Origin of the sequence: Microbacterium sp. C5A9, assembly GCF_022627955.1 — a bacterium.
Classification (GTDB): domain Bacteria; phylum Actinomycetota; class Actinomycetes; order Actinomycetales; family Microbacteriaceae; genus Microbacterium.
Window position 1 is genome coordinate 199628 of the sequence record NZ_JABXGD010000001.1, and the last position, 17211, is coordinate 216838.

Annotated in this window: 15 protein-coding genes and 1 tRNA gene; 11 read left to right on the forward strand and 5 right to left on the reverse strand. The window is 69.1% G+C overall.

What is annotated here, in order from left to right; genetic code table 11:
- The first annotated feature begins 62 nt into the window (after positions 1-62).
- The 9 genes from HWD99_RS00840 (at position 63) to HWD99_RS00880 (ending at position 9390) form a co-directional block, all read left to right on the forward strand.
- A complete protein-coding gene (locus tag HWD99_RS00840) occupies positions 63-1838 on the forward strand; it encodes an ABC transporter ATP-binding protein (protein ID WP_241794346.1) in 1776 nt (591 codons plus the stop codon).
- A 46-nt stretch (positions 1839-1884) separates the two neighbouring features.
- On the forward strand, positions 1885-2976 hold the full coding sequence (locus HWD99_RS00845; RefSeq protein ID WP_241794347.1) for a Gfo/Idh/MocA family protein: 1092 nt from the start codon (positions 1885-1887) through the stop codon (positions 2974-2976).
- A complete protein-coding gene (locus tag HWD99_RS00850; protein ID WP_241794348.1) occupies positions 2973-3899 on the forward strand; it encodes a hypothetical protein in 927 nt (308 codons plus the stop codon). Before HWD99_RS00845 ends, HWD99_RS00850 begins: the two co-directional genes overlap by 4 nt.
- A 162-nt stretch (positions 3900-4061) precedes the next feature.
- On the forward strand, positions 4062-5357 hold the full coding sequence (locus HWD99_RS00855) for an ABC transporter substrate-binding protein (protein WP_241794349.1): 1296 nt from the start codon (positions 4062-4064) through the stop codon (positions 5355-5357).
- A 66-nt stretch (positions 5358-5423) separates the two neighbouring features.
- Positions 5424-6425 carry a carbohydrate ABC transporter permease gene (locus HWD99_RS00860; protein ID WP_241794350.1) on the forward strand — a complete coding sequence of 334 codons (1002 nt, stop codon included), beginning with the start codon at positions 5424-5426 and terminating at the stop codon, positions 6423-6425.
- Positions 6422-7363: a carbohydrate ABC transporter permease gene (locus tag HWD99_RS00865; RefSeq protein WP_241794351.1), complete on the forward strand. Its 942-nt coding sequence runs from the start codon at positions 6422-6424 to the stop codon at positions 7361-7363. The genes HWD99_RS00860 and HWD99_RS00865 overlap by 4 nt, the downstream gene beginning before the upstream one ends.
- 2 nt (positions 7364-7365) lie before the next feature.
- A complete protein-coding gene (locus tag HWD99_RS00870; RefSeq protein ID WP_241794352.1) occupies positions 7366-8043 on the forward strand; it encodes a hypothetical protein in 678 nt (225 codons plus the stop codon).
- A gap of 43 nt (positions 8044-8086) precedes the next feature.
- The gene (locus HWD99_RS00875) at positions 8087-9103 is read left to right on the forward strand and encodes a LacI family DNA-binding transcriptional regulator (protein WP_241794353.1); all 1017 of its coding nucleotides are present in this window, start codon (positions 8087-8089) and stop codon (positions 9101-9103) included.
- A gap of 198 nt (positions 9104-9301) precedes the next feature.
- Positions 9302-9390 (forward strand) — tRNA-Ser (locus HWD99_RS00880).
- A 63-nt stretch (positions 9391-9453) separates the two neighbouring features.
- Here HWD99_RS00880 and HWD99_RS00885 read toward each other — a convergent pair.
- Together HWD99_RS00885 and HWD99_RS00890 are read right to left on the reverse strand one after the other, a co-directional pair.
- On the reverse strand, positions 9454-9894 hold the full coding sequence (locus tag HWD99_RS00885; protein WP_241794354.1) for a hypothetical protein: 441 nt from the start codon (positions 9892-9894) through the stop codon (positions 9454-9456).
- Between the two features lie 25 nt (positions 9895-9919).
- The gene (locus tag HWD99_RS00890; protein WP_241794355.1) at positions 9920-12532 is read right to left on the reverse strand and encodes an excinuclease ABC subunit UvrA; all 2613 of its coding nucleotides are present in this window, start codon (positions 12530-12532) and stop codon (positions 9920-9922) included.
- Between the two features lie 195 nt (positions 12533-12727).
- On the opposite strand from HWD99_RS00890, the gene HWD99_RS00895 reads away from it, so the two are divergent.
- Together HWD99_RS00895 and HWD99_RS00900 are read left to right on the forward strand one after the other, a co-directional pair.
- Positions 12728-13768 carry an aldo/keto reductase gene (locus HWD99_RS00895; RefSeq protein ID WP_241794356.1) on the forward strand — a complete coding sequence of 347 codons (1041 nt, stop codon included), beginning with the start codon at positions 12728-12730 and terminating at the stop codon, positions 13766-13768.
- Positions 13769-13828: 60 nt separating this feature from the next.
- Positions 13829-14803 (forward strand): NAD-dependent epimerase/dehydratase family protein, encoded by a 975-nt coding sequence (locus HWD99_RS00900; protein WP_241794357.1) that lies wholly within the window; start codon positions 13829-13831, stop codon positions 14801-14803.
- Between the two features lie 9 nt (positions 14804-14812).
- Here HWD99_RS00900 and HWD99_RS00905 read toward each other — a convergent pair whose 3' ends face one another.
- Genes HWD99_RS00905 through HWD99_RS00915 form a run of 3 tightly spaced genes read right to left on the reverse strand, consistent with a single transcriptional unit; the run spans position 14813 to position 17201 of the window.
- Entirely contained in the window at positions 14813-15208 is a 396-nt protein-coding gene (locus tag HWD99_RS00905; protein ID WP_241794358.1) for a VOC family protein, read from the reverse strand.
- A gap of 40 nt (positions 15209-15248) precedes the next feature.
- Positions 15249-16184 carry an NAD(P)-dependent oxidoreductase gene (locus HWD99_RS00910; RefSeq protein WP_241794359.1) on the reverse strand — a complete coding sequence of 312 codons (936 nt, stop codon included), beginning with the start codon at positions 16182-16184 and terminating at the stop codon, positions 15249-15251.
- A 12-nt stretch (positions 16185-16196) separates the two neighbouring features.
- Positions 16197-17201 carry a LacI family DNA-binding transcriptional regulator gene (locus HWD99_RS00915; protein ID WP_241794360.1) on the reverse strand — a complete coding sequence of 335 codons (1005 nt, stop codon included), beginning with the start codon at positions 17199-17201 and terminating at the stop codon, positions 16197-16199.
- Positions 17202-17211: the final 10 nt, after the last annotated feature.

The following is a 17211-nucleotide window of genomic DNA, read 5'->3' on the forward strand; positions in this document are numbered from 1 at the left end:
CTCTCCCGGCGATTCAGGTCGTCGCGCTTCCGTGGCGACAGTGTTGACCCTACGATAGAAGCATGGCACAGAAAGCGCTTTCCCATGCGACCGCGCTGATCGACGGACGGCATCCGGCGCGCTCCGTGCTGCGCCTGCTCGGCCGCAGGCCCTGGCGCCTCGCGATCGCCATCACCGCCTTCGCGATCAAAGAGATCCCGATGTGGTTCCTGCCCGTCATCACGGCGGCGATCATCGACGTCGTGGCGACCGACGGCGAGGTGAGCGAGGTGCTGTGGTGGTTCGCGCTCGCCGCCGTGCTGCTGCTGCAGAACTATCCGAACCACATCATCTACACGCGCAACTTCATGACGGTGGTGCGCGATCTCGGGGCCGACCTGCGCAACGCCCTCACCGCGCGGCTGCAGAGCCTGTCGATCGGGTACCACACGCGCGTCAGCTCCTCGATCGTGCAGACCAAGGTGGTGCGCGACGTCGAGAACGTCGAGCTCATGCTCCAGCAGGTGACCCACCCGCTGCTGTCGTCGGCCATGGTGATGGTCGGCGCGCTCGCGATGACCGCCATCACCGTGCCGCAGTTCCTTCCCGTCTACGCGCTGGCGGTGCCCATCGCCATCGGCATCCGCTACGGCATGCGCAACCGCTCGCAGCGGCGCAACGAGATCTTCCGTCGTGAGATCGAGACGCTGTCGGCCCGCGTCGGCGAGATGGCGTCGCTGATCCCGGTCACCCGCGCCCACGGGCTCGAGTCGACCGCCATCGACCGCGTCGCGGGCGGCGCCGACGGTGTGCGCCGAGCGGGCCTCGACCTCGACCTCCTGAACGGTCGGGTCGCCTCGATCTCGTGGGTCGCGATGCAGGTGCTCGGCGCCGCGTGCCTCATGCTCGCCGCCGTGTGCGCGCTCACCGGATTCCTCCCCATCACTCCGGGCGAGGTCGTGATGCTCTCGAGCTACTTCACCCTGCTGACCGGCGGGCTCACGCAGCTGCTCATGCTCATCCCCGTCGGCGCCCGTGGGCTCGAATCCGTCCGCTCGATCGCCGAGGTGCTGCAGGAGCCCGACGTCGAGCAGAACTCCGGCAAGCGGGTGGTCTCCTCCGTCACCGGGGAGATCGTGCTGGATTCCGCGACGCATCGATACGCGGATGCCGAGGAGGACGCGCTCGTCGACATCGACCTGCGCATCGCCCCCGGAGAGACGGTCGCCTTCGTCGGCTCCTCGGGCTCGGGCAAGTCGACCCTCCTGAACCTCGTGCTCGGCTTCGTCCGGCCCTCGAGCGGGCGCATCGCGCTCGACGGTCAGGACATGCAGGAGCTCGATCTGCGCACCGTGCGCCGGTCGATCTCGGTCGTGCCGCAGGAGTCCGTGCTGTTCGAAGGCTCGATCTTCGACAACATCGCCTACGGCATGCCCGACCTCACCCCCGATCGTGTGGAGCGCGCCCTGCGCGACGCGAACGCCTGGGAGTTCGTGCGTGAACAGCCGCACGGCTGGGACACGGTCGTCGGCGAGCGGGGAGCGCGCCTCTCCGGCGGCCAGCGACAGCGTCTGGCGATCGCCCGCGCTCTCGTGCGCGACCCCCGCATCCTCCTGCTCGACGAGGCGACCAGCGCTCTCGACCCCGAGTCGGAGGGCCTGGTGAAGGACGCACTGGAACGGCTCATGCGCGGGCGCACGACGCTCGTGGTCGCGCATCGCCTGTCGACGATCCGGCAGGCGGACCGCATCGTGGTGCTCGAGCACGGCCGCATCGTCGAGCAGGGCTCGCACGACGAGCTCCTGGCCGCCGACGGGCGCTACGCTCGGCTGCACCTGGTGCAGAGCGGCATGCGATGACAGAGCGGCGTGCGATGACAGAGACCCACTGCCCTGAGGAGGACGGATGACTTCCGACAAGACCCTGCGTGCTGCCCTGGTGGGAACCGGCGGCGTCGCGAACCTTCATGCCCAGGCCGTGGCCGCGTACCCCCGCGCCGAGCTCGTCGCCGTGGCCGACCTCGATCGGGCGAAGGCCGAGGAGTTCGCCGGCCGCTACGCCATCCCGACCGCCTACGGCGACCTCGACGAGATGCTCGCCGCCGAGAAGCCCGATGTCGTGCTCATCTGCACGCCGCCGGCGCCGCATCGCGCGCAGTCGCTCGCCGCGTTCGCCGCGGGTGCGCACGTCATCGTCGAGAAGCCCCCGGCACCCTCCCTCGACGAGCTGGACGACATGCGGGTCGGTGCCGAAGCCGCCGACCGGCAGCTCGCGGTCGTCTTCCAGCAGCGCACGGGCACGGCAGCCGCGCACGTGCGCGATCTCCTGCGCAGCGGGGCGCTCGGGCGACCGCTCGTCGCCGTGTGCCAGACGCTGTGGTTCCGCGATGCCGAGTACTTCGCGGTGCCCTGGCGTGGCCGGTGGGAGACCGAAGGCGGTGGCACGACGCTCGGCCACGGCATCCATCAGATCGATCTGCTCGCCCATCTGCTCGGCGACTGGACCTCGGTGCGGGGCGAGCTCTGGCGCCTCGATCGCGAGACCGAGACCGAGGACGTCTCCACGGCGACGGTCGTGTTCGAGCAGGGTGTCGTCGCCCAGCTGGTCACGAGCGCGGTGTCGCCGCGGCAGGCGAGCTCGATCCGCATCGACACGCAGAAGGCGACGATCACGGTCGACCACCTCTACGGCCACGGTCACGAGAACTGGCAGATCACGCCCGCCCCCGGATTCGAGGCCGAGGCGGACGGGTGGGCCTTCCCCGACGCCGAGGAGCGCAGCGACCATGCGCCCCTGCTGCGCGACGTGTTCGACGCGCTGATCGAGGGCGAGCCCCTTCCGGCCACGGCGGATGCTCCCGCCCGATCGCTCGAGATCGTCGCGGCGATCTATGCCTCGGCCGCCGCCGACGGCGCTGTGGTGACGCCCGAGATCCTGGCGGCGCATCCGACCCACCGGGCCGGGTTCGCGAGCCCCGTGGCCGATCTGCGCCGATGATCGAGCTCTACCGCGACCCCGTCTACGACGGCGCCACGGATCCGCGCGTCGTGATCGACGCGCGGGGGAGGTGGTGGATGTTCTACACCCAGCGCCGCGCCGGGCTGGAGGATGCCGGGGCGGGGGTGTCGTGGATCCACGGCAGCCGGATCGGCGTGGCGACCTCGTCGGACGGCGTGGGGTGGGTCTACGACGGAACGCTCGAGCCGGTCGCATCCGAGCTCGTGCTCGAACCCGGCCCGCCGCCGGCGACGGTGGACCGCACGCACTGGGCGCCCGAGGTCGTCTGGGACGGTGCGCGCTGGCGCATGTACCTCACCGAGATCGACGGCATCCCCGACCGGTGGCCCGGGTTCGTCCGCGAGATCGTGGAGTACCGGTCCGACGATCTGCGGCGCTGGACACGTGTCGGTCCGCTGCGCCTGAGCAGCGATCGGGTCATCGATGCGGCGGCCGCGCGCACACCGGACGGGCTGTGGCGGCTCTGGTACAAGGACGAGGCGGCGGATTCGGTGACCATGGTCGCCTCGTCGGCCGATCTGCAACGGTGGAGTCTCGACGGCGTCGCCATCGGCGGGCGGCCGCACGAGGGGCCGACGGTGTTCGAGCTCGGCGGTCTCTGGTGGATGATCGTCGACGAGTGGCGGGGGATGGGCGTGTACCGCTCCGACGACGGCATCCGGTGGGTCCGCCAGGGCGATGACGATGCCGTGATCCTGGCCGACGCTCCCGGCGGAGGGCATGGGAGCCATGGGGCGCACGTGCGTCACGGCGAGGACCTCTGGTTCTACTTCTTCGGCACCGCCGAGACGGGTCCCGTGCACGCGGGCACGGGAGAGATGCGGCGCTCAGCGGTATATCGGTTGCGTCTCGACGTCGAGGCGGGGGAGCTGGTCGTGAGAGGATCGGAAGTCCCGCGGTAAACGATGTAAGGCGGGCGAGAACTGCCTGTTGCGAAACGTTTCAATTTCGATTAGCGTGCAGGTAAGCGTTTTCCGTCGCACCTCGGAGGACGTACCCGCACCACATGGACACTGACGTTCCGCGGCCCTGCCGAACGAGGACGTTCACCAGAGAGGACAACGATGTTCAGCAAGAAGCGTCTGGCGGCCGCAGCGGCCGTCGCCACCAGCGCAGCGCTGGTACTCGCCGGCTGCGCCGGCGGCGATTCCCCCGAGGCGGGAGCCACCTACGACCCCGACGAGAAGGTCACCCTCGACCTCGCCTTCTGGGGCAACGACGTCCGCGCCGACCTGTACAACCAGGCGATCGACGCGTTCAACGAGGAATACCCGAACATCACGGTCAACGCCACCTTCCTCGGGTTCCCCGAGTTCTGGGAGAAGCGTCAGACCGAAGCCGCCGGTGGCGGACTCCCCGACGTGATGCAGTTCGACTACTCGTACCTGCGTCAGTACTCCGAGAACGGCCTGCTGCTCGACCTCGAGCCCTACCTCGGATCCGTCATCGAGACCGACCCGCTGCCCGAGAACATCCTCGGCATCGGCGTCGTCGACGACACGACCTACGGCATCGCCACCTCGACCAACGCCTGGGGCATGTTCACCAACCCCACGCTCCTCGCGACCGCAGGTGTCGAGGAGTTCGCCGGTGGCGACTGGGAGGACTACGACGAGTGGATCGGCGAGGTCACCGACGCGAGTGGCGGGGCGTTCTGGGGCGGGTCCGACTGGACCGGCCGCATCCAGAACTTCGAGATCCAGCTGCGCAGCGAGGGCAAGAACCTGTTCGATGAAGACGGCACCCCCGGCTTCGACGAGGACCGCCTGAAGGAGTTCTGGGAGGCGGGAACCGACATCCGCGACGGCGCCGTCGTGCCGCAGCAGACGGTCGAGGAGCTCAACCCGCTGACCGCCTTCGACGCGGCCAAGAACGCCAGCGAGCTCACCTGGGACAACTTCGGTGCCGGCTACCTCGCCAACCTCGGCGAGAGCTACCCCGAGCTGGGCCTCGTGGCTCCTCCCGTGACGAAGGAGGGCGCGAAGGACCTCTACCTGAAGCCCTCGATGCTGCACACCATCTCGGCCAAGACCGAGCACCCCGAGGCGGCGGCGACGCTCGTCAACTTCCTCGTGAACTCGCCCGAGTCCGGTGAGATCTTCGGCACGAACCGCGGTCTCCCCGCGTCCCAGACCGCGCTCGATGCGGCTGACCTCGACCCGATGAGCCAGCTGGTCAAGGATTACGAGGAGTCCATCGCCGACCGTCTCGGCGACGCCCCGCCCGTGCCGATCGTCGGCTACGGCACGCTCGAGGAGAAGTTCCGCGTGCTGGGCACCGAACTGAACTTCGGCACGACGACGGTCGACGAGGCCGTGGAGCAGTTCTTCTCCGAGATGGACGTCGTCCTCAACCAGTGACCCCGTCGGTGGGCCGGGCGATCGTGCCCGGCCCACCGCACCCCACACACTTCGGAAGGAGCTGTCATGAGCACGACGGCGACGAGGACGATCGTCACGGGCAAGAAGTCCGGGCGAGGGAGGGCGCTGCGCAGCGGCCGCCGTCCAGAGAACGAGCTCGACCGGCCGGGGCAGAAGGCCCGTCTGCGCCGGGAGACGGCGACCGGATACGCGTTCCTGACGCCCTGGCTGATCGGCTTCTTCGGTCTGACCGGTGTGCCGATGGTGTACTCGCTGTACCTGTCCTTCACGAAGTACAACATCTTCCAGCCTCCGAAGTGGATCGGGCTGGACAACTACATCCGTCTGTTCACGAGCGACCCGAACTTCATCCAGTCGGCGCAGATCACCCTGGTCTACGTCTTCATCGGCACCCCGATCACTCTCGCCGCGGCCCTCGGCGTCGCGATGCTGCTGAACTACCGCGACAAGGGCGCGGGCTTCTTCCGCTCGGCGTTCTACGCCCCCTCGCTCATCGGCGGCTCGGTCTCCGTGGCCATCGTGTGGCGGGCGATGTTCTCGTCCGACGGCCCGGTCGACAGCGGCCTGCAGATCTTCGGCGTCGACCTCGGAGGCTGGATCGGCAACCCGAGCCTGGTGCTGCCGATGATGATCCTGCTCGCGGTCTGGCAGTTCGGAGCCACGATGGTGATCTTCCTCGCCGGCCTCAAGCAGATCCCGAAGGAGCTGTACGAGGCGGCCGAGATGGACGGCGCGAACGCGTACCGCCGTTTCCGCGCGGTGACGATCCCGATGCTCTCGCCGGTGATGTTCTTCAACCTGCTGCTGGGTCTGATCGGCGCGTTCCAGGTGTTCGCCTCGGCGTACATCATCTCCAACGGCACCGGCGGTCCCGCCGGCATGACGAACTTCATCACCGTCTACCTGTACAAGCGCGGCTTCTCCGACGGACAGATGGGCTACGCGGCCGCGATCGCGTGGGTGCTGCTGGTCGTCGTCGCGATCATCGCCTTCATCCTCTTCCGCACTCAGAGGTCGTGGGTGCACTACTCGGGAGACGACAAATGAGTACCTCCAACCAGGCCACCACGTCCGGCGCGGCATCGACGCCGTTGTTCGCCGCACAGCAGACCACGCCGGCCGGCCCTCCCGCTCCTCGCCGCAGGGTCAAGCGCAAGACCTGGCAGACCGTCATCTGGTTCATCGGGCTGATCGTGCTCACCGCGGTCGTGCTGTACCCGCTGCTGTGGCTGTTCCTGTCGACGTTCAAGCCGAACTCCGAGTTCGGTCAGAACCCGGGTCTGTTCCCGCAGGCGCCGACCATCGAGAACTACGGCAAGGTCATGGAGGGCATCGCCGGAGTGCCGATGTGGCGCTTCTTCCTGAACTCGCTGATCCTCGCGGTCTCCGCCGTGGTCGGCACCGTGCTCTCGTCGGCTCTCGCGGCCTACGCCTTCGCCCGCGTGCAGTTCAAGGGCCTCGGAGTGCTGTTCGCGGCGATGATCGGCACGCTGCTGCTGCCGTTCCACGTCGTGATCATCCCGCAGTACATCATCTTCAACCAGCTCGGCTGGGTCGACACGTTCATCCCGCTGATCCTGCCGAAGTTCCTCGCCACCGAGGCGTTCTTCGTCTTCCTGCTCGTGCAGTTCATCCGCCAGATGCCCCGCGACATGGACGAGGCGGCCCGCATCGACGGCGCCGGTCACCTGCGGATCTTCTGGTCGATCATCCTCCCGCTCATCAAGCCGGCGCTGATCACCTGCGCGATCTTCTCGTTCATCTGGGCGTGGAACGACTTCCTCGGACCCCTCCTCTATCTGACCAGCCCCGAGAACTACCCGCTGCCCATCGCCCTGCGTCTCTACAACGACCAGACCTCGTCGTCCGACTACGGCGCGACCGTCACGGCCTCGTTCGTCGCCCTGCTGCCGGTGCTGCTGTTCTTCGTCGTCTTCCAGCGCTTCCTCGTCGACGGCGTCGCCACGCAGGGACTGAAGGGCTAGTCATGTCGGTCATCAGCGGCGATCGCAGGGCCCACCGGGCGGCGAAGCGTGAGGCCCGCTCCGGTGCGGGCCCCACGGTCGCCGGTGTCGAGCCCGGGGCGAACCCCGGTGCGACGGCGAAGTTCGGTCTCTTCGGCGAGGTGCTCACGATCGGGCTCATGATGACGATCGTCGCCCTCGGCGTGGTCACCCTGCCGATCGCCCTGGCCGCCGGCATCCGTCACCTGCGTCGCTTCGTCGCCGCGGAGGACTCGCGGGCGGGTCTCTTCTGGGACGACGTGCGCGCGGGCATCCTGCCGTCGCTGATCGTGGGTGTGCCGGCCGCACTGATCGCGGCCGTGCTCACCGTCGACGTGGTGCTCGCGGGGTCCGGGGCTCTCCCCGGCGGTGAGGCCATCGCGGTCGTCGGCTGGGCGGGCCTGCTGGCGCTCTCGGTCGCCGTGCTCGTCGCCGCCGGAGCCTGGTCGCCGGATCTCGGGTGGAAGGCGGCGGTCCGCGCCGTGCCCGGAGTCGTCAGGGCGGATGCCGCAGGCGCGGCGTACATCGCCGCTGCGGCGATCTTCACCGGCGTCGTGACCTGGGCTCTCGCGCCCCTGTTCATCGCGGGGATCGGCTGCGCGGCGCTCGCCGTCGTCGCGGTGCCCGCGCGTCGCAGACGCGGAGAGAACCGCGCGGGATGAGAAGGTAGTCGTTGGCGCACGCGCAGACGGACGGAGGCACGCCATGGCAGTAGGGGTGAAGGACGTCGCGGCTGCGGCCGGCGTCTCGGTCGGCACCGTCTCGAACGTCCTGAATCAGCCCGAGCGCGTGTCCGCGCGGACGGTCGAGCGCGTGCAGCGGGTGATCCAGGAGCTCGGCTTCGTGCGCAACGATGCGGCTCGCCAGCTGCGAGCCGGTCGAAGCCGCAGCATCGGACTCGTCGTGCCCGACATCGGCAACCCCTTCTTCGCCGAGGTGGTGCGGGGCGCAGAGGATCGTGCGGCGGATGCCGGCATGACCGTGCTGCTCGGCAACAGCGACGAGCGCGATGAGCGGCAGCTCGCGCATCTGGAGCTCTTCCAGGAGCAGCGGGTCAACGGAGTCCTGCTGACCCCGGCATCCGACGACCTCTCCACCGTCCATCGTTTCGCCGCCGGCGGCATGCCGGTGATCCTCGTCGACCGCGAGGTCGAGGAGGGACTCCTGCCCTCGGTGTCCGTCGACGACGTCGAAGGCGGTCGTCTCGCGGCCGAGCACCTGCTCTCGGCCGGGCGGCGCCGGTTGGCGTTCGTCGGGGGACCGCAGTCGGTCCACCAGGTCGCCGATCGTCTCCGCGGAGTGCGGACGGCGGTCGCCGCCCACCCCGAGGCGTCACTCGAGGTGTTCGAGCAGTCGGCTCTCACGGTGCTGCAGGGGCGGGCAGCGGGGGAGCAGATCGTCGCGCGCTCCGAGGCGGCGCGCCCGGATGCCGTCTTCGCCGCGAACGACCTCCTCGCCGTCGGGCTGCTGCAGGCGTTCAGCTTCGGCTCCAGCATCCGCGTTCCCGACGACATCGCGATGGTGGGCTATGACGACATCGACTTCGCCTCGGCGACCGTCGTGCCGTTGAGCTCGGTGCGTCAGCCCGCGAGGCTGCTCGGGTGGACGGGCGTCGACCTGCTGCTCAAAGAGCTCGACGGCGTGGAGCACGACAGGCGCGTGCGGTTCCAGCCCGAGCTCGTCGTGCGGGAGTCCAGCTCCGTGGGCATCCCCGGTCGCTGAACGACGCCACGCAGTCGACCTCCGGTCTTGAGCGACGGCGACGGAGACGACACGTCGCGATCCGTTCTGCGCTGCCTGTCCCGTGTCGTCTCGGGCCGCGTCGCGGGCCTCGCTCGACGATCGGTACGGCGATTCGTGACTGCCGCTCGAACCCGTTATGATTGCAGGGTGCATCCGGTCTTCACGGAGCGGATGCCTGGAGACGTCGCATAGTCCGGCCGAGTGCACCACCCTGCTAAGGTGGAGTCCCCTCACGGGGACCAGGGGTTCAAATCCCCTCGTCTCCGCAGTTGAGATCCCTGCTTCGGCAGGGATCTTCTGTGTACGGGGCAGTGTCCCAGGGCGCCGCTCTATCCGCCGTACGAGCCGTCGAGGACCTCGACGACGTCTTGCGAATCGGGGTACTTCACGCGGGTCGAGACCTCGTCCTGACCGAGGTCGACGCAGATCGACGAGACGCTGTCGAGGTGCTCGTTGAACGAGTCGAGGTCTTCGGGCAGGATGACGGTCGTGCTCTCGAGTTCGGGCGCGGCGTCGCCCGCGGCGGCGATGGCGTCCTTCAGGTCGCCGTCGGGCAGGGAGATGCCCTCGCGCAGGTGATCGCCGGCCGTCACGAGAGCCGTCGGATCCGCGGAGATCATGCTGTTGTTGGCCTGCGTGGCCACGGTATCGACCCACGAGCACGCCGCGCCGTTCAACGCCGAGGTCGTCTCATCGTCCGTCGCCGGTGAGCAGGCCGAGAGGCCGAGGGCCAGGAGGGCGAGAGGAACGACCGAGGCGAAGCGACGCATGCCGACGAGGCTAGCAAACGCGTGGTCAGACGATGAGCTCCTGCGCCGCGATGGCCTTCTCGAGGTACGAGGCCGTCGTGCTCCCGGTCGCCGCGGCGACCGAGCGCGGAGTCCCCTGCGCCACGACCGTCCCTCCGAGGTCTCCGGCGCCTGGGCCCATGTCGATCACCCAGTCGGCCTGGGCGACCACGCGCATGTCGTGCTCGACCATCACCACCGTGTTGCCGGCGTCCACCAGATGCTGGAGGTGGACGAGCAGTCGATCGGTGTCGGACGGATGCAGTCCCGAGGTGGGCTCGTCGAGCAGGTAGAGCGTGTCGCCGTGCTGAGCGCGCCGCAACTCGGAGGCCAGCTTGACGCGCTGCGCCTCGCCGCCCGAGAGCTCCGTCGCCGACTGACCCAGGGGCAGATACCCGAGTCCCACGTCGAGAAGGGCGTCGAGGTGTCGCGAGACGTCGGCGTCGTCGGCGAAGAGGACGCGTGCGTCGGTCACGGTCATCGCGAGGACGTCGGCGATCGTATGCCCGAGGAGGTCGATCTCGAGGGTCTCCGGGTTGTATCGGGTGCCGCCGCACGTGCTGCACGGGGCATGGACGGTGGGGAGGAACAGCAGCTCGACCTCGACCGTGCCCTCGCCCTTGCAGGTGGGGCATCGCCCGCTCGGCAGGTTGAACGAGAACCGACTCGCGGCGTATCGCCGCTTGCGCGCCTCCGGCGTCGCGGCGAACAGGGCGCGAACGCGGTCGAAGAGCCCGGTATACGTCGCCACGTTCGATCGGGACGTGCGGCCGATCGGCTTCTGGCTGACCTGCACGACGCGCCGCACGCGGCCGGCGGGACCGGACGCACGGCCCGTGGTCTCGGCTATGGGCGAGGAGAACAGCGGATCCGCTGTCGCGCTGCTCTGCTCGTCGCCGGATGCATCGGCCACCGAGCCGTCCACCTCGCTCGACAGGCTCCTCTGCAGCAGATCGGGCAGGGCCTGGGTGACGAGAGACGACTTGCCCGACCCGGAGACTCCGGTGACGGCCGTGAGGCATCCGAGGGGGATCGACACCGAGACGTCGCGGAGGTTGTTCCGCGAGACACCCGTGAGCACGAGCTCGCCGTCGGGCTCGCGAGAGGCGGGCCTCGGTGACGTCGGCTGTTCGGCGCGCAGCTCGTCGGCGAACAGATACCGCCGGGTCTGGGAGTGCTCTGCCGCTCGGAGCCCGTCGATCGGGCCCGAGTAGACGATCTCGCCCCCGGTGACGCCCGCACCCGGGCCGATGTCGACGATCCAGTCCGCGTGTCGGATCACGTCGAGGGAGTGCTCGACGAAGAAGACCGTGTTGCCCGAGTCCCTGAGCGAGCGGAGAATGCGCACGAGTGCTTCGCCGTCGGCGGGATGAAGACCGGCCGAGGGCTCGTCCAGCACGAACATGACCCCGAACAGCTGGGAGAGCACCTGGGTCGCGAGCCGCATGCGCTGCAGTTCTCCCGACGAGAGGGTGGGCGTCGAACGATCGAGCGAGAGGTATCCCAGACCGAGTTCAACGATGGGCGAGACCCGATCGCGCAGCTCGTCGACCAGTCGTCGCGCGGCGAGCTGCTTCTCGGGTGCCAGCGCCTCCGCCGCGGATCCACCGGCACGCACCCCGCCGTCGGACGGGTCGAGTGCCGTCTCGAGCAGAGCCGCGAGATCGGCGAGCGGCATCCCGGCCATCTCCGTGATGTCGAGACCGGCGAACGTCACGGCGAGCGCCTCCGGCTTCAGCCGGCGTCCCTCGCACAGCGGGCAGCGGACGCTGACCATGAAGCTCGCCGCCTTGTCGCGCATCTTCGCGCTCTTCGAATTCGCGAAGGTGTTGAGCACGTACTGCCTCACGCCGACGAACGTGCTCATGTACGACGGCTCGATGCCGGCGGCGACGGCCTTGCGGACCTGCGCCGGGCCGCGGTCGGTGAACACCGGCACCTGAGGGGACTCCTCGGTGTACAGCACCCATCGGCGCTGCTCCTCGGGCAGGTCTCGCCAGGGGATGTCGATGTCGTAGCCGAGCGAGATCAGGCTGTCGATGAGCTGCTTGCCGTGCCATGCCCTCGGCCAGGCGTCGAGCGCCCGGTCGCGGATCGTCAGCGACTCGTCGGGGACCATGAGGTGCTCGGGCACGTCGTACACCTGCCCCAGTCCGTGGCACTGCGGGCAGGCGCCCTGCACGGTGTTCGCGGAGAAGTCCTCGGCGAACAGCGGCTGCGCCCCGGGCGGGTACGTGCCGACGCGGGAGAACAGCATGCGCACGACGTTGCCGATCGACGTGGCGCTGCCGACGGTCGAGCGCGCGCTGCCGGCGGTGCGCTGCTGGGGGAGGGCGACGGCCGGGGGAAGACCCTCGATGGCGTCGACGTCGGGGATGTCGACCTGGCTCATCAGACGCCTCGCATAAGGCGCCACGGATTCGAAGTACCGACGCTGGGCTTCGGCGTAGAGGGTGCCGAATGCGAGGGAGCTCTTTCCGGAGCCTGAGACTCCCGTGAACGCGACGAGGGCGTCGCGGGGTATCGCGACGTCCACGTCACGAAGGTTGTGCACACGTGCTCCGGTCACGACGATGGCATTCGACGTGCCGGAGAGCTTCGACGGTGGGGTCCCGCCCATGATGGACCTCTTCTCGTTGACTCTGCGCCACGCTACCCCGCACGTCCGACTTCCTCGGCGTCCTTGACAGCGGCCGGTGCGACCTGATGGGTTCCCGATCTCCACCGCGAGCACCGGAGCGCAGGAGCGGCACGGGGTCTCCGGCCGGCAAGCGCTATCCTGAACGCGTCCCCTCCCCGCATAGGAGCATCCTTCATGCCCATCGCCGCTGATGACCCCCGCCTGACGTCCCCCTACGAGGCGTCCCTCACCCGCTACAAGGATGTGCCGTTCCAGCGCGCAGGCTCCAGCGGCGTCCAGCTGCCGAAGGTCTCGCTCGGCCTGTGGCAGAACTTCGGCCGCGACCGCACCTTCGACAGCCAGCGGGAGATCGTGCTGCACGCGTTCGACCGCGGTGTCGTGCACATCGACCTCGCCAACAACTACGGCCCGCCCTACGGCTCGGCCGAGTCGACGTTCGGTGCGGTGCTCGACAGCGGCCTGGCCCGCTACCGCGACGAGCTCTTCGTGACGACCAAGGCCGGATACGACATGTGGCCGGGACCGTTCGGCGACGGCGGATCGCGCAAGTACCTCACCCGCTCGCTCGAGCAGAGCCTCACGCGAATGAACACCGACTACGTCGACGTGTTCTACTCGCACCGCCCCGATCCCGAGACGCCTCTCGAGGAGACGGTCACGGCGCTCGCCGACATCGTGCGCAGCGGCAAGGCGCTGTACGTCGGCATCTCGAACTATCCGGCCGAGCTGGCTCGCCGTGCCTACGAGCTGTTGGCCGATCAGGGCGTGAAGCTGCTGCTGCACCAGCCGCGGTACTCGCTGTTCGACCGCACGCCCGAGGCAGAGCTGTTCCCGGCGCTGCGCGAGCTCCAGGTCGGCAGCGCGGTGTTCTCGCCCCTCGCCCAGGGCCTTCTGACCGCCAAGTACATCGACGGCGACGTGCCCGCAGACTCGCGTGCAGCCAACAGTCACTTCCTCAACGGGTCGGCGCTCACCGACAGCTACCTCGAGCGCATCCGCGGCATCGACCGCATCGCCCGGGACGCCGGCCTCTCGATCCCGCAGCTCGCGATCGCGTGGGTGCTGCGCGATCCGGTGGTGACCACCGCGATCATCGGCGCGTCTCGCACCGGCCAGATCGACGACGCCGTCGCCGCGAGCCAGGTCGTGCTCTCGGTCGACGTCATCACCGCTCTCGAGGAGTTCGCGGCGACGCCCGGCGCCACCGTCGTCTGACCGCAGGCGGAGCCCCGGGATCCGACGCCGCATGTCCGAGCCGTCGATAGAGTCGGATGCATGACTGCGACGACGGTGTTGTTCATCGGTGGAACCGGAATCATCTCCTCGGCGGCGAGTGCGCTCGCCGCATCCCGGGGCATGGAGGTGACGCTGCTGAACCGCGGGCAATCGCGGCGCGAACCCGCCGACGGCGTCGAGGTGCTGACGGCGGATGTGTCGGATGCCGCAGCCGTCGACGCCGCCCTCGCCGGCCGCGAGTTCGACGTCGTCGCCGACATGATCGCCTTCACGCCCGAGCAGGTGCAGCGCGACATCGACCGCTTCGAGGGGCGCACGGGACAGTACGTCTTCATCAGCTCGGCATCCGCGTACCAGAAGCCGGTGTCGCGTCTTCCGATCACCGAGTCGACGCCGCTGCGGAACCCGCACTGGCAGTACTCGCGCGACAAGATCGCCTGCGAGGATCTGCTCACCGCGGCGTATCGCGATCGCGGATTCCCCGTCACGGTGCTGCGTCCCTCGCACACCTACGACAGGTGGACGATCCCGGCATTCGGCGGGTGGACGGCGATCGACCGCATCCGCCGCGGCGAGGAGATCATCGTGCACGGCGACGGCACGTCGCTGTGGACGCTCACCCATGCGAACGACTTCGCGGTGGGGTTCGCCGGCCTGCTCGGCAACCCCCTCGCCTACGGCGACACGTTCCAGATCACGAGCGATTTCGTCTACACCTGGAACGAGATCTACTCGATCCTCGGACGTGCCGCGGGCGCTGAGCCGAAGATCCGGTACGCGACGAGTGCGGCGATCGAGGATGCCGCGCCCGAGCGGGCCGGTCAGCTCACGGGCGACATGGCGCACTCGGTCGTCTTCGACAACACGAAGATCCGTCGCCTCGTGCCCGACTTCGCCCCGGTCGTGCCGCTGCACACCGCCGCACGCGAGATCATCGACTGGCACGACGCGCAGCCCGAGCTGCAGCGCGTCGATCCGGCGATGAACGCCCTGTTCGACCGGCTTCTCCGCTGACGGCTCCGCTCAGCCTGCGGCCAGCACGGCGAGCACGTTGCCCGCGGGGTCGCGGAACCAGGCGATGTCGGGGCCGCGATCCGGACCTCCGTGCAGGATGCCCTTGTCGTCGGTCGCGAACTCCGAGTCGTCGTAGATCTTGGTCACCACGCCGCGACCGTTGAGGTCGTCGACGGCCGCGTCGACGTCGTCGACGGGGAAGTTCAGGATCGTGAAGCTGGCGGGTTCGTGATTCGGCTTGGCGTACACGAGGACCGACCCGCCGTCGGGCAGATGGATATCGAGGAAGCCCATGGCATTGGTCGTGACGTCCAGCCCGAGGGTGTCGCCGTAGAAGGAGCGGGCGGCGTCGATGTCGTCGACGCTGAATCCGCTGAACGCGTGGGTGGTCTGAAAAGCGGTCATGCGTTCAGCATGCGCCGGTGGCGACGTGCTGTCCAGGCCCTCAGGGGTGCACCTGGTTCACCAGCGGGTCACCCGCGGCGAGGCGTGCGGCGTTCGCATCGATGAGGGCGCCGGCGCCGATCGGCCGGTTGCCGGCGACGTGCGGGGTGAGGATCAGGTTCGGAGCATCCCAGAGCGGATCGGATGCCGGGAGCGGCTCGGAGGTCGTGACATCGATCGCGGCCGCCCGCAGTCGTCCCGACTCGAGCGCGTCGATCAGCGCACGCTCGTCGACGGTCGCACCGCGGCCGACGTTCACGAAGACCGCGCCCGGAGTGAGCGCGGAGAAGATCGCCGAGTCGAACAGATCGGTCGTCGCCTCGGTCGCGGGAAGGATCGACACGAGCACGTCGGTGTCGGCGAGCACGTCCGCCGCGTCGGCGTCCGCGTGCACCGGGTACCCCGACCGGGTGCCGGCCGAGCGTGCGATGCCCCGCACGTCGGCGCCGAGAGCGGTGAGCAGGGGAGCGAGGGTCGCCGCGATCGACCCGAAGCCCCAAATCGTCACGCGGGCATCGGCCAGCGTGTAGTCGCGCTGCGAGTCGCGGGCGCTCTGCACGTCGTTGAAGTCCTCGTCCCAGCGATGCTCGAGCTGTGCGTCACGCAGCCGGTCGAGGCGGCGCACCGCGCTCAGGATCAGCGCGAGCGCGTGCTCGGCGACGGGCCCGTCGTGCAGAGACCGGCCGGAGCAGATCCGCACCTCGTCGGAGAACCCGGCGTTCAGCACGACATCCGCGCCCGACGCGAGCGCCTGCACCAATCGCAGGTCGGTCAGGTATCCGGCGGCGTCCTGCAGCCAGGATGCGCTGTTGTGCCACACGACCAGCATCTGGGCGTCGCGGTGCTCGACGGGGATCTCGGAGCGGATGTCGTACACGACGACCTCGGCGTCGGCGGAGACCTGCAGGGCGATGGTGTCGGGGATCAGGATCTTCATGGTTCCTCCACGCTACTCACTGGGCTGGGGTGAGTCGGTCGACTCGCGCCACACCACCGTGAGCAGATCGTCGGGTCGCGCGGGCGCCTCGGTGCCCCGCACGGCAGCCATCAGGCGCTGCATCGAATGAGCTCCGAGCCGCTCGCGATCCTGCGACACGGTCGTCAGCGACGGCACCAGGAACGCGCTCTGGTAGTGATCGTCCCACCCGGTCACGGCGACCTCGGCGGGCAGACGCCATCCGCGGCGGGTGGCCGCACGGATCGCGCCCGTCGCGACGAGATCGTTGGCGGCGATCACGGCGAGCGGGGGCGCGTCCGACGGCAGCGCGTCGATCGCATCCGCTCCCGAGTCGCCGCTCCAGTCGCCGTCGACCACGCCGATCGACTCCAGTCCGAGACGGGAGACGGCGTCGAGGTAGGCCTGTCTGCGCGATCGCGCGGAGGGGAAGTCCGCGGGGCCGGCGATGTGCAGGAACCGGCGGTGTCCCTGGGCGGCGAGGCGCTCGATCATCTCGACGATCGGACGGGAGTCGGTGAACGCCCCCGTCATATGCATCGCGTCGTCGAACTCGGCGACCGAGAGCACCACCGGGCCGCCGGTGCTGTCGCCGGCTCCGCCGTCGAGGGTCGGGAGCGGGGTGAACGAGAGGATGCCCTCGTACTGCCCCGAATCGACGAGCTCGGCGAGTCTCTCGTCACGCGCGCCCGATTCATCCGGCAGGCTGACGACCTCGACCACGTAGCCTTCGTCGCGCGCGGCGGCGATCGCCCCCGACAGCAGCGTGAGCGGGTTCATCGTCGCGATCGGCACGACCACCGCGAGGCGTCCGGTGCGCTGGGTGCGCATGGATCGCGCGGCGAGGTTCGGCCGGTAGTGCAGTTCTGACGCGGCGCGCAGAACCCTCTCACGGGTGGCGTCCGAGATGCCGGGCCGGCCCGTGAAGACGAACGACACCGTCGACTGCGACACCCCGGCGAGGTGCGCGACGTCGTGACTGGTGGGACGTTTCTCCACGGCGGATCCT

Excerpts from the sequence above, each read along its gene's own strand:
- HWD99_RS00850 (WP_241794348.1), top strand. The coding sequence starts at position 2,973 with ATGATCGAGCTCTACCGCGACCCCGTCTACGACGGCGCCACGGATCCG.
- HWD99_RS00840 (WP_241794346.1), top strand. The coding sequence starts at position 63 with ATGGCACAGAAAGCGCTTTCCCATGCGACCGCGCTGATCGACGGACGG.
- HWD99_RS00910 (WP_241794359.1), bottom strand. The coding sequence starts at position 16,184 with ATGAAGATCCTGATCCCCGACACCATCGCCCTGCAGGTCTCCGCCGAC.
- HWD99_RS00845 (WP_241794347.1), top strand. The coding sequence starts at position 1,885 with ATGACTTCCGACAAGACCCTGCGTGCTGCCCTGGTGGGAACCGGCGGC.
- HWD99_RS00890 (WP_241794355.1), bottom strand. The coding sequence starts at position 12,532 with ATGGGCGGGACCCCACCGTCGAAGCTCTCCGGCACGTCGAATGCCATC.
- HWD99_RS00905 (WP_241794358.1), bottom strand. The coding sequence starts at position 15,208 with ATGACCGCTTTTCAGACCACCCACGCGTTCAGCGGATTCAGCGTCGAC.
- HWD99_RS00870 (WP_241794352.1), top strand. The coding sequence starts at position 7,366 with ATGTCGGTCATCAGCGGCGATCGCAGGGCCCACCGGGCGGCGAAGCGT.
- HWD99_RS00865 (WP_241794351.1), top strand. The coding sequence starts at position 6,422 with ATGAGTACCTCCAACCAGGCCACCACGTCCGGCGCGGCATCGACGCCG.
- HWD99_RS00860 (WP_241794350.1), top strand. The coding sequence starts at position 5,424 with ATGAGCACGACGGCGACGAGGACGATCGTCACGGGCAAGAAGTCCGGG.
- HWD99_RS00900 (WP_241794357.1), top strand. The coding sequence starts at position 13,829 with ATGACTGCGACGACGGTGTTGTTCATCGGTGGAACCGGAATCATCTCC.
- HWD99_RS00855 (WP_241794349.1), top strand. The coding sequence starts at position 4,062 with ATGTTCAGCAAGAAGCGTCTGGCGGCCGCAGCGGCCGTCGCCACCAGC.
- HWD99_RS00875 (WP_241794353.1), top strand. The coding sequence starts at position 8,087 with ATGGCAGTAGGGGTGAAGGACGTCGCGGCTGCGGCCGGCGTCTCGGTC.
- HWD99_RS00895 (WP_241794356.1), top strand. The coding sequence starts at position 12,728 with ATGCCCATCGCCGCTGATGACCCCCGCCTGACGTCCCCCTACGAGGCG.
- HWD99_RS00885 (WP_241794354.1), bottom strand. The coding sequence starts at position 9,894 with ATGCGTCGCTTCGCCTCGGTCGTTCCTCTCGCCCTCCTGGCCCTCGGC.